Below are 13688 nucleotides of genomic sequence, written 5' to 3' on the forward strand. Positions count from 1 at the left end.
CGAGCGGGGCCGCCGCGGGGGCGGCGGCCGGGGCGTTCCGGGGCGGCGGCACGGGTCCGGGGCGAAGCCGCATCAGTGGGCCACCGCGGCCGCGCCGTGCTCGTCGACGAGCGCGCCGGTGGTGAAACGGTCGAGGGAGAAGGGGGCGTTGAGGTGGTGCGGGGTGCCGTGGGCGATGGTGTGGGCGTAGACCCAGCCGACGCCGGGGGTGGCCTTGAAGCCGCCGGTGCCCCAGCCGCAGTTGAGGTAGAGGTTGTCGACGGGGGTCAGGCCCACGATCGGGGAGGCGTCGGGGCTGACGTCGACGATGCCGCCCCAGGTGCGCAGCACATGGGCGCGGGCGAAGACCGGGAAGAGTTCGAGCGCGGCGGACATCTGCTCCTCGATGATGTGGAAGGCGCCGCGCTGGGTGTAGGAGTTGTACGAGTCGATGCCGGCGCCCATGACCAGCTCGCCCTTGTGGGCCTGGCTGACGTACACATGGACGGCGTTGGACATCACGACGGTGGGGTGGACGGGCTCCAGCAGTTCGCTGACCAGGGCCTGCAAGGGGTGGCTCTGCAGCGGCAGTTCGAAGCCGGCCATCGCGGCGAGCACGGACGAGTGGCCCGCCGAGCAGAGCGCGACCTTGCCGGCCGCGATCGGGCCCAGGGTGGTCTGTACGCCGACGACCCGGCCGCCGGCGATGTCGATGCCCGTCACTTCGCAGTTCTGGATGATGTCGATGCCGGCGGCGTCCGCCGAGCGGGCCAGGCCCCATGCCACGTGGTCGTGCTTGGCGATGCCGGCCCGCGGCTGGTACGTGGCGCCCAGCACGGGATAGCGCACGTCGGGCGAGATGTTGACGATCGGGCAGACCTCGCGGACGCCCTCCGCGTCGAGCCATTCCGCGTCGACGCCGTTGAGGCGGTTGGCCTCGACGCGCCGGACGCTGTCGCGGACGTCCTGGAGGGAGTGGGCGAGGTTCAGCACCCCGCGCTGGGAGAAGAGGATGGGGTAGTCCAGCTCCTCCTCCAGGCCCTCCCAGAGCCGCAGGGAGTGCTCGTAGATGCCGGCGCTCTCGTCCCAGAGGTAGTTGGAACGGATGATGGTGGTGTTGCGGGCCATGTTGCCGCCCGCGAGCCAGCCCTTCTCCAGGACGGCGACATTGGTGATGCCGTGGTTCTTCGCCAGGTAGTGGGCGGTGGCGAGACCGTGTCCGCCGCCGCCGACGATGACGACGTCGTACGACTTCCGGGGTTCGGGCGTACGCCAGAGCCAGTCGGGGTGCTCGGGGAGGTCGGCGCCGGGGGTGCGGGGGGTCATCGGGCGTCTCCTGACTGGTGCGGGGACCGGGTTGGTTCACCGGGTCCGTCCGGTGGCCGCGCGGTGCGGTGAACGGTCGCGGCCACGGCGCTAGCCGCGGAGGCGGGACATGGACGGGTCGAACAGCGGCTCCGCGGCGACGACGGCCTCGATGCGCTGGTCGAAGTACCCGATGTGCAGCCGCCTTCCCGGCTCGGCCAGTCCGGCCGGGAGCCAGGCGTAGGCGATGCCCTTGCCGATGGTGTGGCCGTACGCGGCGCTGGTGACGTAGCCGACCGCCCGCGCGCCGTCGTAGACGGGCTCCTTGCCCATCACCACGGCCGCCGGGTCGTCGATGGTGAGGCAGGTCAGGCGGCGCTTCACGTCGGCCTTGCGGCGGGCCAGCGCGGCCCGGCCGATGAAGTCGGTCTCCTTGTCCTCCTTCACCGCGAAGGCGAGCCCGGCCTCGTAGGGGTCGTGCTCGTACGTCATGTCGGTGCCGAAGGAGCGGTAGCCCTTCTCCAGGCGGAGGGAGTTGAACGCGCCGCGACCGGCGACGATCCCGCCCAGCGGCCGGGCGGCCGCGTACAGGGTGTCCCAGAGTTTCAGGCCCTGGTCGGCGGTGGTGTAGAGCTCCCAGCCGAGCTCGCCGACGTAGCTCAGGCGCATGGCGGTGACGGGCACCGAACCGATGTACGCGTGCTTGGCGCGGAAGTACTTCAGGCCGGCGCCCGAGAAGTCGGAGTCGGTGAGCGGCTGGAGCACCTGGCGGGCCAGCGGGCCCCACAGACCGATGCAGCAGGTGCCGGGGGTGATGTCGCTGACGGCCACCGATCCGTCGTCCGGGAGGTGCCGGGTGAACCAGTCGAGGTCGAGGTTGCCGTTGGCGCCGACCTGGAAGCGGTCGCGGGCGAGCCGGGCGACGGTGATGTCGCTGCGGATGCCGCCGTCGTGGTCCAGCAGCAGGGTGTACGTGACCGAGCCGACGGACTTGTCGACCTTGCCGGTGGACAGCCGCTCCAGGAACGCGGCGGCCCCCCGCCCGCTGACTTCGAGCCGCTTGAGGGCCGTCATGTCGTACATGGCGACGGTCTCGCGGGTGGTCTGGGCCTCGGCGCCGACGACCGGGGACCAGTAACGCGCGGCCCAGTCGTTGGGGGTCGGGATGGAACGGCCTTCGAGCAGGCCCTCGTTGGCCTCGTACCACTGGGGGCGCTCCCAGCCGTTCGCCTCCAGGAAGAAGGCGCCGGCCTCCTGCTGGCGGGCGTAGAAGGGGCTGGTGCGGATCGGGCGCGGGGTGCCGGAGGGCTGGAGGGGGTGGAGGATGTCGTAGACCTCGGCGAAGTTCTGGCAGTCGCGGGCGAGGACGTACTCCGGGGAGAGCTGGTGCGGCTCGAAGCGGTTGAGGTCGCACTCGTGGAGGTCGAAGGACGAACAGTGGCCGTCCACCAGCCACTCGGAGACCGCGCGGGCGACGCCGGCGGAGTGGGTGACCCAGACCGCCTCGGCGACCCAGAAGCCCTTCAGGTCCGGTGACTCGCCCAGCAGCGGGAGGCCGTCGGTGGTGAAGGAGAAGAGACCGTTGATGCCCTCCTCGATCTTGGCCTCGCGGGTGGCGGGGAGCAGGGCCCGCGTCTCGGTCCAGGCGTCGGCGAAGTCGTCCTCGGTGAAGGTCATGACGGACGGCATCCCGTCGGCCGCGTCGAAGGCCAGGATGTCGTCCGCGCAGACCGGCATCGGGCGGTGGCCGTAGGAACCGATGCCGATCCGGTCGAAGCGGTCGCGGTAGTAGAGGTCGGCGTCCTGGTGGCGCAGGATCGGGCGGACCGCCTCCTGCGTCTGGCCCTCCAGGGCGGGCACCGGGCCGGTCCAGGCGAGCTGGTGGGCGAGCGGGGTCAGCGGGAGGTTCAGGCCGGCCATACGGGCGATCCTCGGGCCCCAGATCCCGGCGCAGCACACCACGATGTCGGCGGGGAGGTCGACGGGGAGGTCACTGCCGGCGTCGGTGCGGACGCCGGTGCGGACGCCGGTGACGCGGCCGTCCTCCTGGAGGATGTCGAGGACCTCGTGGCGGGCCAGGAAGCGGACGCCGCGCCCGGTGGCCCGCCGGATCTGCGCCTCGACGGCGAGGACGGCCTTGGCGAGGCCGTCCGTCGGGACCAGGAGGCCGCCCAGGACCTTCGTACGGTCCACGAGCGGGTGCAGTTCGACGCACTCGTCGGGGCCGACCAGGCGGGCCGGTACGCCCCAGGCGGTGATCCAGCCGTGGCGGCGCCGCAGTTCGGCGAGGCGCTCCGGGGTCGTGGCCACTTCGAGGCCGCCGACCTGGAGGAAGCAGGGCTCTCCGTCCACGTCGAGGGAGCAGAACTTCTCGACGGTGTAGCGGGCCATCTCGGTCATGGTCTTGGACGAGTTGGTCTGGAAGACCAGGCCGGGCGCGTGCGAGGACGAGCCGCCGGTGGCGGGGAGCGGGCCCTGGTCGACGACGGTGACCTCGGTCCAGCCGGCGGCGGACAGTTCGTCCGCCAGCGCCGCGCCGACCACACCCGCTCCGATGATGACCACTCGGGGTCCCGCCATCGCCGCACCTCCGCTTGAGTTGCTGTGAGCGCAACAGGATTCAGGTTGCGCAACTCAATGTGCCGTGCCCTCCGGGAGGTGTCAAGAGGGTGGAACACACCTGGCCAAGAGGGCGGAACGCAGGTGCCCGGCGGGCTGCCTGAGCAGCCCGCCGGGCACATGTCGCCGGGGTCGCTCCGGTGGCTCACTTCAGCCAGGCGGCGACCTTGCCCGGGTTGGCGTCGACCCACTTCTTCGCCGCGGCCTCGTCCGACAGCTTGTCCACGGCGATGTACTTCGCCACCAGGTTCTGGTCGTCGTTCGTCCAGTTGAAGTTCTTGACCAGGTCGTAGGCGGGGCTGCCGGACTTGGCGAACTTCGTGCTGACGATCTTGTCCAGGTCGTATACGGGATAGTCACACGCGACCTTGGCCGCGTCCGCGTCACAACCCGTCTTCCAGGCCGGCAGATCGACCTTCACCAGGGGCACCTCCGACAGGAACCACTGCGGCTCGTAGAAGTAGCCGATGACCCACTGCTTCTTCTTCTCGGCCTGCCGGAAGGCCTGGATGAGCGCGGTCTCGCTGCCCGCGTACACGACCTTGAAGTCCAGGTCCAGGTTCTTCACCAGCGCCGCGTCATTGGTGACGTACGACGGGTCGCCGTCGAGCAACTGGCCCTTGCCGCCGGACTCGGAGGTCTTGAATTTCGCGGCGTACTCGTCGAGGTTCTTCCAGTTGGTGATGTCGGGGTACTTCTTGGCCAGCCACGGCGGTACGTACCAGCCGATGACCCCCTTGTTCCCGGTCTGGCCGGCCGAGACGGCGGTCTTCTGCTGGGTGATGTACTTCTTCCTCAGGTCGTCGTGGCCCCAGTTCTCCAGGACCGCGTCGACCTCGCCGGTCCCGAAGCCCTGCCAGGCGACCTGCTCCTTGAGGTCCTTCTTCTTGACCGTGCAGCCGAGCTTCTTCTCCGCGACGTACGCCACGACCGCCGCGTCCGCCTCGTAGCCGACCCACGGGTTCACCGCGAGATTGAAGGTGCCGCACTTGCCGGAGCTGCTGCCGCCGGCGTCGGAGGTGGTGTCGCCGATCTTCGCCCCGCCGCAAGCGGTGAGGGTGAGGCCGAGGGCGGCCGTCCCGGCGATGCCGGTGAGCCAGTGCCCCGGGTACCGCGCCTGCCTTGTCTGTCCTGCCTGTCTAGCCATGATTCCGTGCTCCGTTCATGCCCTGGTGCGTCGCGCCGCAGCCTGTGTGATCCGGTCGAACATGACTCCGAGCAGTACGATGGCCAGTCCCGCCGCCAGCCCCTTGCCGTACAGCTCTCCCTGCGAGAAACCGGCCACGACGTCGTAGCCGAGGGCGCCCGCACCGACCAGGCCGCCCACAACAACCATCGACAGCACGTAGATCAGGCCCTGGTTGGTCGCGAGGGTCAGGGCGCCGCGTGCCATCGGCAGTTGAACCTTGGTGATGATCTGCCAGGGGCTGGACCCGGCAGCCGTGGCCGCCTCGACGGTGGTCTCCGGCACGGCCCGTACTCCGTCGGCGACGATCTTCATCGTGACGGGGGCGGCGTAGACGACGGCGGCGACGATCGCGGTGAAGCGCGTCGCCCCGAACAGCGCGAGGAACGGCACCAGATAGACGAACGGCGGCATGACCTGGGCCGCGTCCAGGCCGGGCCGGATGAGGCGGTCGGCCATCGGGCTGCGGCCCATCCACACCCCGACGGTGACGCCCAGCAGCATCACCAGCGCCGTCGCCACCACCGTCGAGGCCAGCGTGGTCATGCTGTCCGACCAGACGCCCGTGCCGACCAGCAGCCCGACGCAGACCCCCGCGGTGACCCCGGCCCGCCAGCCGCCGAGCACCGCGCCGACGGAGACCAGGACGGCGCCGACCAGCCACCAGGGCGAGTCGGTCAGCAGGGTCTGGAAGGGGTTGAGCAGGCCGTTGGTGATGACGTCACGGATGGCGTTGGTGACCCCCGACAGGTTGTCCTGCGCCCAGGTGGTCACGCTGTCCGCGGCCTTGGCGATCGTGCTGCCGGTGCCGCCCTCCCCGGGGAACCCGGCCGCCCATACGTAGGTGTGGGAGACGTACACGGCGACCGCCGCCACGACCCCGCCCGCCGTCAGCAACGGCCGCCGCCACGTGGCGAAACGATTCCCCGAGCGCCGGGCCGCCTCGGCCCTCGCGCTCGCCGCGGTCGTGACGCGGTCCAGGACGATCGCCATCACGACGATGGCCAGGCCCGCGTTGAAGGCCGTGCCGACATCCAGCGACTGCAGGGCGTTCATGACGGTCTTGCCGAGGCCGGGGGCGTCGATCAGGGCGGCGATGGTGACCATGGCCAGGGCGGCCATGATGGTCTGGTTGACGCCCATCACCACCGTCCGCCTGGACATCGGCAGCAGGACCTTCAGCAGCGTCTGCCGCCGGGTCGAGCCCAGCGACTCGGCCGCCTCGACCGTCGTCCCGGGGACCGAGCGGATGCCGTGCGCGGTGATCCGGATCGCCGGCGGAGCCGCGTAGATCGCCGTGGCGATCACCGCCGAGGCCGGGCCGATCAGGAAGAACAGGGTGAGCGGGGCCAGATAGACGAAGGTGGGCATCGTCTGCATGAAGTCCAGGAAGGGCGTCAGCACCCGGTTCACCCGGTCGGACATGCCCGCCCACACCCCGAGCGGGATGCCGATGAGCAGGGAGACGAAGACCGCCGACAGCGTCAGCGCCAACGTGTCCATGCTCTCCTGCCACAGGCCCTGGAGCCCGAAGAAGGTGAAGCCGGCCACGGCCAGCAGCGCGACCCGCCAGTTGCCGAAGGCCCACGAGAGGTAGCCGGCGACGCCGACCACGCCGAGCCAGCCGACGGTGGGGACGGGGCGGGAGCCGGACGGCTGGGAGATCAGCGACTGGATGAAGGTCACCAGGTTGTCGATGACCAGCCGGATCTCGTTGAAGAAGTAGAGGAAGAGCGGATTGCTGTTCCGGTCGGCGCCGATCGAGTCGTTGAGGTCGTTGAACCAGCGGTGCAGCCCGGTCAGGTCGGCCGCCGCCAGCGTCAGCGTCTGCTGCCCGCGCAGCACGGCGAAGAGCACCAGCCAGGCCGCCACGATCCCGGCGACGACCACCCGGCGGCTGACGACGGTACGTATCGATCCCGGTTTCGCGGGTGCCTCGGCGACGGTGGCCATCACGCACCGCCCGCGGCGGCACCCGCTATGACGGACAGGATCTCCTCGTCGCCGACGACGCCGAGCAGCTCACCGTTGTCGACGACCTTCACCGGCCGGTCGGACGACAGCACCGCCCGGGTCGCCTCCCGCACCACCACGCCGGGGCCCAGCTCCGGCCCGTCCAGGGCGTCACCGGGCCCGGCCGGGCGCATGATCCAGCGCAGGGTCAGCACATCGGCGCGCGGCACGTCCTTGACGAACTCGCGTACGTAGTCGTCGGCGGGGGCGCCGACCAGTTCGTCACCGGTCCCGCACTGCACCGTCTTCCCGTCGCGCATGATCAGGATGCGGTCGCCGAGCTTGAGCGCCTCGGACAGGTCGTGGGTGATGAAGACCATGGTCTTGCCGACCTCGTGGTGCAGCCGGATGACCTCGTTCTGCATGTCCCGGCGGATCAGCGGGTCCAGGGCCGAGAACGGCTCGTCGAAGAGCAGGACGTCCGGGTCGCCGGCCAGGGCGCGGGCCAGGCCGACGCGCTGCTGCATACCGCCGGAGAGCTGGTCGGGGTAGGAGTTCTCGTAGCCGGACAGGCCGACCAGTTCGACCACCTCCAGGGCCCGCTTCGTCCGCTCGGCGCGGCTCATGCCGCGGATCTCCAGGCCGTACGAGACGTTGTCGACGACCCGGCGGTGCGGCAGCAGGCCGAAGTGCTGGAAGACCATCGAGAACTTGCGGCGGCGCAGGTCGCGCAGGCGGGCGGCGTCGGCCCGGCGGATGTCCTCGCCCTCGAAGACGATCTCGCCGGCGGTCGGTTCGATCAGCCGGGTCAGACATCGCACCAGCGTGGACTTACCGGATCCGGACAGGCCCATGACGACGAACACCTCGCCGGGCCAGACGTCGAAGTGCACGTCGCGCACCGCCGCCGTACAGCCGGTACGGTCCATCAGCTCGCGGCGGGTCAGGCCGCACAGCTCCTCGTCGCCCGGCACCTTGTCGGCCTTCGGCCCGAACACCTTCCACAGCCCGCGCACGGAGATGACCGGGGTGGTCCCGCCCTTGTCCTGCCGCGGAACGGCAGCTTCGTCTGTGACGGTTGGGGTCGTAGGGGGCACGCTCGACCTCTCTTCGGGCTTCAGCCGCTGAACCAGCGCTGCGGCCGGGGATGAATGTTCTGCCAGATGTGCTTGGGCTCGCGGTACTCGTCCAGGCCGGCAGGTCCCAACTCCCGGCCCACACCCGAGTGCCCGAAACCACCCCATTCCGCTTGCGGCACATAGGGGTGGTAGTCGTTGATCCACACGGTTCCGTGGCGCAGCCGCCGGGCGACCCGCTGCGCCCGGCCCGCGTCCTGCGTCCACACGGCACCCGCGAGGCCGTACTCCGTGTCGTTGGCGATGCGTACGGCGTCGTCCTCGCCGGTGAAGCGCTCCACCGTCAGCACCGGGCCGAAGGACTCCTCGTGCACGACCCTCATGTCCTGCGTGCACCCGTCCAGGACGGTCGGCGGGTAGTAGAACCCGTCCGCCAGCGCCGGGTCGTCCGGCCGGGCGCCGCCGCAGCGCAGCACGGCACCCTCGGCCAGCCCGGCGGCGACGTACGCCTCGACCTTGTCGCGGTGGGCGGCGGAGATCAGGGGGCCGGTCTCGGCGGCGGGGTCGAAGGGGCCGCCGAGGCGGATCAGCCGGGCGCGGCGGACCACTTCGTCGACGAAGGCGTCGGCGACCGGCTCCTCGACGATCAGCCGGGCCCCGGCCGAGCAGACCTGGCCCGAGTGCAGGAAGACGGCCGTGAGGGCGAAGTCCACTGCCGTCTCGAAGTCCGCGTCGGCGAACACGACGTTGGGGTTCTTGCCGCCCAGTTCCAGGGCCACCTTCTTCACCCCGGCCGCCGCCGTGGCCATGATCCGCTTGCCGGTCTCCAGGCCGCCGGTGAAGGAGACCATGTCCACGTCCGGATGCTCGGACAGCGGCGCCCCGGCCTCCGGGCCGGCGCCCAGGACCAGGTTGGCGGCCCCGGCGGGCAGCCCGGCCTCCTCCAGGGCCCGCATGAGCAGGATCGAGGTGGAGGGGGTCAGTTCACTGGGCTTGAGAACGACGGTGTTGCCGGCGAGCAGAGCCGGCGCGACCTTCCAGGAGGCCTGCAGGAGCGGGTAGTTCCAGGGGGTGATGAGGCCGCAGACCCCGACCGGCTCGTAGACGACCCGGCTGACGGCGTCGTCCCGGCCGGTGTCGATGACCCGGCCCGCGGCGGTGCCGGCGATCCCGCCGTAGTAGCGGAAGCAGGAGATGACGTCCGCGATGTCGTACTCGGCCTCCGCCAGCCGCTTGCCGGTGTCCAGGGACTCGGCCCGGGCGAACTCCTTGAGGTCCCGCTCCAGGATGCCGGCGACCCTCAGCAGCAGCGCCCCGCGCTCGCGCTCGGGGGTACGGGGCCAGGCCCCCTGGTCGAAGGCGCGGCGGGCTGCCATGATCGCGGCCTCGGTGTCGGCCCTGGTCGCCTCGGCCACCGTGGCGACCGGCGTCCCGTCCGCGGGGCAGCGGATCTCGCGGCTGCCACCCGCCACCGGGTCGCGCCACTCTCCGCCCACATACAGGTCTGCCACGCCCGGAGCCCTTCGCTTCGTTGCGCATAGCGCATCGAATTGCTTGTGGTGGAACACCCTGGCCGAATGGGTGACTTACGTCAAGAGCTTGGGATGCACCGGTTTCATCTCTTGACCTCAACCCGCGCCTGCCCGGAATATGTTGCGTATCACTCACCCCGTTGCTCATTACGCACCAGCGGAGGCCGTTCGATGTCCCCTCGCCCCCAGCTCGGCCACGAGTACGTGCTGACCCTGTCCTGTTCCGACCGGACCGGTCTGGTCCATGCCGTGAGCGGCTTCCTCGTCCGCAACGGCGGCAACATCCTGCAGAGCCAGCAGTTCGACGACCGGCTCAAGGGCCGCTTCTTCATGAGGGTTCACTTCGACGTTTCCGACGCGAGCACCGGCCTGGAAACCCTGCGTTACCGATTCGGGCCGGTCGCCGCGTCCTACGGCATCACCTGGACCCTCCGCGACGCCGCCACCCCGACCCGCACCCTGCTCATGGTGTCGAGGTTCGGCCACTGCCTGAACGACCTGCTCTTCCGGCAGCGCACCGGCGCGCTCAACATCGAGATCCCGGCGATCGTCTCCAACCACCGCGAGTTCGAGGGACTCGCCGCGACCTACGGCATCCCCTTCCACCATGTCCCGGTCACCCGCGACACCAAGGACGAGGCCGAGGCACGGCTGCTGGAACTGGTCGGCGAGCTGGACGTCGAACTCGTCGTACTGGCCCGGTACATGCAGATCCTCTCGGACGACCTGTGCAAGGCGCTGGAGGGGCGGGCCATCAATATCCACCACTCCTTCCTCCCGAGCTTCAAGGGCGCCCGCCCCTACAACCAGGCCTACGACCGGGGCGTGAAGCTGGTCGGCGCGACCGCGCACTACGTCACCCCGGAGCTCGACGAGGGCCAGATCATCGAGCAGGACGTGGTCCGGGTGGACCACTCCCTGGACCCGGACGAGCTCGTCACCGTGGGCCGGGACGTCGAGGCCCAGGTGCTCGCCCACGCCGTGAAGTGGCACAGCGAGAGCCGGGTCATGGTCGACGGCAACCGCACGGTCGTCTTCCGCTGACGGTGCGCCCTGTGCCACCGGGTGGCACTCCGGCATGCCGTGGCCGATATGACAGCGCAGCCGGAGATCACCCAGCGGGACCTGCGCGACAGGTCGAAAGAGACCATGGACGCCGTCCAGAACGCGTTCGACGCCGAAGCGGCCCGTGTCCACGGGAGAGTCCGCGCAGCCGTGATCAGCGCCGGTCGCAAGCCCCGGCGGCGGGTGGCCGACCTGATGATCGCGGCTGTCGCGATCGCTCAGGAGCTACCGCTGTTCACGACCAGCCCTGACGACTTCAGGGGACTGCAGGAAGTTCTCACCGTCGTGCCGGTGACCCGGCCGCCGGTGCTGTCATGAGGAGACGCGTTCCAGCAGCTCCCGCCGCCAGCGCTCGGTCTCCGCGATCTGGTTGAACGTGAAGATGTGCAGACCGGCCACCCCGGCCGTGGGCGCGGTCAGGGCCGCCCCGGTGCGGGCCAGCAGGCGTTCGGGGGCGTAGCCGCCGGGGGCGGCCAGGCGGAGGAACCAGGCGGGGTGCCGGGCCAGGAAGCGGGTGGACTCGCCGACGCCGATCCGGGTGGCCATGGCGAGCAGCTTCGTCCGCTCCACCGGCCCGGCCACCCCGACATGGACCGGCAGCGCGACCTCCCGCGCGCGGACCCGCGCCAGCCATCCGGCGAGCACGCGCGGGTCGAAGCAGAGATTGCTGACGATGTACGTGGCGTGGGCGCGCTTGTCCCACATGGCCTGGACGGTGACGTCGTCGGCGATGAGCGGATGGCTCTCGGGATAGCCGGTGATGCCGAGCTGGCCGAAGGGATCGCCCAGGTCGCCGAGCCGGCGCAGCACCGGCAGGGCGCCCTCGTACTCACCGGCCGGCGGGTCGGCGTCCCCGGCCGGGACGAAGACGTCGTCCACCCCGGCCGCCCGCAGGCGCCCGGCGACCTCCGCGACGTGCGCGCCGTCCCGCAGCAGCCGGGCGGGCAGGTGCGGCACGACGCGGTAGCCGTGGGCGGCCAGCCGCAGGGTGAGGTCCAGGGTCGGCTCCAGGCCCCTGACCGGCGACGCGGTGACGGTGACCACCACGTCGCGCGGCACATGGGCGAGGACCTTGTCCTCGGTGGACGCGGCCGGGAGCACCTCGTAGCGGACCCGGCCCAGCAGTTGCCCGAGCTGCTTCAACGCGGGTCGCGGTGGCGGTAGTACTCCGCCTTGGAGGGCGGCAGGGGGTCCTTGCCGAGGATGAGGTCGGCGGCCTTCTCGGCGATCATCATGACGGGGGCGTAGATGTTGCCGTTGGTGACGTAGGGCATCACCGAGGCGTCGACGACCCGCAGCCCCTCGACCCCGTGGACCCGCAGGCTGTCGGGGTCGACGACGGCCATCTCGTCGGTGCCCATCCTGCAGGTGCAGGAGGGGTGCAGGGCCGTCTCGCCCTCCTTGGCGACCCAGTCCAGGATCTGCTCGTCGGTCGCCACCTCCGGGCCCGGGGAGACCTCACCGCCGTTGTAGGGCTCCATGGCGGGCTGGTTGAGCAGCCTGCGGGCGACCCGGATGGCCTCGACCCACTCACGGCGGTCCTGCTCCGTGGACAGGTAGTTGAAGCGCAGCGCGGGATGTTCGAGCGGGTCCCGGCTCTTGATCTTCACCGAGCCGATCGCGTCGGAGTACATGGGCCCGACGTGCACCTGGTAGCCGTGGCCGCCGGCCGGGGAGGAGCCGTCGTAGCGGACCGCGATCGGCAGGAAGTGGAACATCAGGTTGGGGTAGTCGACGTCCTCGTTGCTGCGGGCGAAGCCGCCGGCCTCGAAGTGGTTGGTGGCGGCCGGGCCCTTTCTGAACAGCCACTGCAGGCCGATGAAGGGGGCCCGCCACTTGGCCATGTGCGGCTGCATGGAGACCGGCTGCTTGCAGGCGTACTGGACGTAGACCTCCAGGTGGTCCTGCATGTTCTCGCCGACGCCGGGCAGGTCGTGGACGACGGGCACGCCCAGCGCGCTCAGCTCCCCGGCGTTGCCGATCCCGGAAAGCTGCAGCAGCTGGGGGGAGTTGATGGCGCCGCCGCACAGGATGACCTCGCGGGCGCGGACCTGCTGCGGCTTCCCGCGGCCGTGCCGGTACTCCACGCCGACCGCTCGCTTGCCCTCGAAGAGCACCCGGTCGACCATCGCCCGGGTACGCACCGTCAGGTTGGGCCGCTTCATGACCGGGTGGAGGTAGGCCTTGGATGCGGAGAGCCGGCGGCCCCGGTGGACGTTGCGGTCGAAGCGCGCGAAGCCCTCCTGGCGGTAGCCGTTGACGTCGTCGGTGAGGGGGTAGCCGGCCTCCTGGGCCGATTTCAGGAAGGCGGGGAAGAGCGGGCTGGTGGCCGGACCGCGTTCGAGCACCAGCGGGCCGTCGTGGCCGCGGAAGGCGTCGTCCGGGGCGGCGGCGAGGCAGTTCTCCATGCGCTGGAAGTACGGCAGGCAGTGGTGGTAGTCCCACTTCTCCATGCCGGGGTCGGCGGCCCAGCGCTCGTAGTCCATGGGGTTGCCGCGCTGGAAGATCATGCCGTTGATGCTGCTGGAGCCGCCGAGGACCTTGCCCCGGGCGTGGTAGACGCGCCGGCCGCCCATGTGGGGCTCGGGCTCGGACTCGTACTTCCAGTCGTAGAAGCGGCTGCCGATGGGGAAGGTGAGCGCCGCGGGCATCTGGATGAAGACGTCCCACCGGCGGTCGGGGCGGCCGGCTTCCAGGACCAGCACCTGGTTGGCCGGATCGGCGGAGAGCCGGTTGGCCAGCGCGCTGCCGGCCGAGCCGCCGCCGACGATGACGAAGTCGTACTGCAAGGGAGCCATGGGCCTCTCGCTTCCCGCTCGCGCCGTCTGTGTCAGGCATGCTAATACGAGTATCGCAATACGCACCAGGTTGCGCGCCGCGCAACTTGACGGCTCAGGTTTCCTTTTCGTTTCCTACCGGGCCGTTGTTTACCGCGCGTATAGTTTCGCTGTGAGCAACTTCAGCGCGGATAAC

At 70.5% G+C, this 13688-nt stretch carries 9 protein-coding genes and 1 pseudogene; 2 read left to right on the top strand and 8 right to left on the bottom strand.

From position 1 onward, the window contains the following. Nucleotides 1–72: 72 nt before the first annotated feature. The 6 genes from RWE79_RS18095 to RWE79_RS18120 all read right to left on the bottom strand — a co-directional run bounded on the left by RWE79_RS18095 (nucleotide 73) and on the right by RWE79_RS18120 (nucleotide 9629). The gene (locus RWE79_RS18095) at nucleotides 73–1305 is read right to left on the bottom strand and encodes a sarcosine oxidase subunit beta family protein (RefSeq protein WP_475941116.1); all 1233 of its coding nucleotides are present in this window, start codon (nucleotides 1303–1305) and stop codon (nucleotides 73–75) included. Nucleotides 1306–1395: 90 nt separating this feature from the next. Beyond that, entirely contained in the window at nucleotides 1396–3864 is a 2469-nt protein-coding gene (locus tag RWE79_RS18100) for a GcvT family protein (protein WP_475941117.1), read from the bottom strand. A gap of 184 nt (nucleotides 3865–4048) precedes the next feature. Further along, nucleotides 4049–5050, bottom strand: coding sequence for an ABC transporter substrate-binding protein (locus RWE79_RS18105; RefSeq protein WP_475941118.1), 1002 nt, complete (start codon nucleotides 5048–5050; stop codon nucleotides 4049–4051). A gap of 15 nt (nucleotides 5051–5065) precedes the next feature. Next, nucleotides 5066–7042 carry an ABC transporter permease gene (locus RWE79_RS18110; protein WP_475941119.1) on the bottom strand — a complete coding sequence of 659 codons (1977 nt, stop codon included), beginning with the start codon at nucleotides 7040–7042 and terminating at the stop codon, nucleotides 5066–5068. After that, on the bottom strand, nucleotides 7042–8058 hold the full coding sequence (locus tag RWE79_RS18115; RefSeq protein ID WP_475941120.1) for a quaternary amine ABC transporter ATP-binding protein: 1017 nt from the start codon (nucleotides 8056–8058) through the stop codon (nucleotides 7042–7044). Before RWE79_RS18115 ends, RWE79_RS18110 begins: the two co-directional genes overlap by 1 nt. 101 nt (nucleotides 8059–8159) lie before the next feature. Further along, nucleotides 8160–9629, bottom strand: coding sequence for an aldehyde dehydrogenase family protein (locus RWE79_RS18120; protein ID WP_475941121.1), 1470 nt, complete (start codon nucleotides 9627–9629; stop codon nucleotides 8160–8162). Between the two features lie 192 nt (nucleotides 9630–9821). Between RWE79_RS18120 and purU the strand changes: the two genes are divergently transcribed. After that, the gene (gene purU / locus RWE79_RS18125; RefSeq protein WP_475941122.1) at nucleotides 9822–10694 is read left to right on the top strand and encodes a formyltetrahydrofolate deformylase; all 873 of its coding nucleotides are present in this window, start codon (nucleotides 9822–9824) and stop codon (nucleotides 10692–10694) included. Nucleotides 10695–10817: 123 nt separating this feature from the next. Next, nucleotides 10818–11033 (top strand): annotated as a pseudogene (locus tag RWE79_RS18130) (PIN domain-containing protein); the annotation flags it as partial. Here RWE79_RS18130 and RWE79_RS18135 read toward each other — a convergent pair. Both RWE79_RS18135 and betA read right to left on the bottom strand, forming a co-directional pair. Further along, nucleotides 11028–11858 (bottom strand): methylenetetrahydrofolate reductase, encoded by an 831-nt coding sequence (locus tag RWE79_RS18135; RefSeq protein WP_475941123.1) that lies wholly within the window; start codon nucleotides 11856–11858, stop codon nucleotides 11028–11030. The pseudogene RWE79_RS18130 and the gene RWE79_RS18135 overlap by 6 nt on opposite strands. After that, nucleotides 11855–13513 carry a choline dehydrogenase gene (gene betA / locus RWE79_RS18140; protein ID WP_475941124.1) on the bottom strand — a complete coding sequence of 553 codons (1659 nt, stop codon included), beginning with the start codon at nucleotides 13511–13513 and terminating at the stop codon, nucleotides 11855–11857. The genes RWE79_RS18135 and betA overlap by 4 nt, the downstream gene beginning before the upstream one ends. Nucleotides 13514–13688 lie beyond the last annotated feature (175 nt).

This window comes from Streptomyces sp. RLA131 (genome assembly GCF_056270125.1).